The sequence below is a fragment of the bacterium genome (genome assembly GCA_024224155.1).
In the GTDB taxonomy this organism is placed as follows: domain Bacteria; phylum Acidobacteriota; class Thermoanaerobaculia; order Multivoradales; family JAHEKO01; genus CALZIK01.
In genome coordinates this window covers 1-766 of sequence record JAAENP010000546.1, presented here as the reverse complement: position 1 = coordinate 766, position 766 = coordinate 1, and the positions used below count along the sequence as shown (strand labels likewise).

Here is a 766-nt window from a genome sequence, read left to right as displayed (position 1 = left end):
TTCCTGTCGGCTGGCGAGGAGGAGGAAGCGGGTCCGCTTCTCGACAAGGAGCCCGTCGGCGGCTCGGAGTCACTTGACCAACTGCTCAGCGAAGCCTTCTCCGATGCGCGCGGCGGACAGGGTGGCAACGGAGACGAATTACTCGACACACTGGAAGGCGATCTGGAGATCGACCCGCTCGACATGCTCGAGAGCGACGAAGCCAGCGAGCAGCTCGGCGCCGCCAGCGGTATCTGGAACTGGATGACCGGCAAGGACCGCTCGGAGCTCCTCTATGAAGCGCTGAAAAAGCTCGTGAGCAACAAGGACTTCCGGCTCGATCACACAGACGAAATGTGCGAGCGCGTTACCGAACATGTGAGCGGCTACGATGTCATCTGTACCGGCCATACACATTTCGAGAAGGCGATTCAACTGGCTGGCGGCCGCCAGTATTTCAACAGCGGCACTTGGGTCCCGCTCATCAAGCTTACGGATTCGATGATGCAGTCCTCCGATACGTTCCGGCGCGTTTACGAGATCTTCTCGGCCTGCCGCTCGGTCAAAGAATTCGAGCACGAACAGAACCTCTTCGACGGCGTCAGCTTGTTACTGGAGAGACCGGCGGTAGTCGAGATCGTCAACCGGAACGGAGCCGCGACCGCCGGCCTGAAGCACGTCCAGCGTAGCGGCAATGGAGTTCGATTGGTAGACCCACGGTAGGTTCACGATGCGCACCGTCACTCTGGAAATCCTCCGCCAAGGTCCTCCCAACAACCAATTGCTC

The 766-nt window shown here is 59.7% G+C and carries 1 protein-coding gene; it reads left to right on the top strand.

Annotated features, from left to right (window positions below; all coding sequences use genetic code 11):
* Window positions 1–702, top strand: a 702-nt coding sequence (locus GY769_25255) for a hypothetical protein (GenBank protein ID MCP4205232.1), incomplete at its 5' end; no start/stop codon positions are given.
* Between the last annotated feature and the right edge of the window lie 64 nt (window positions 703–766).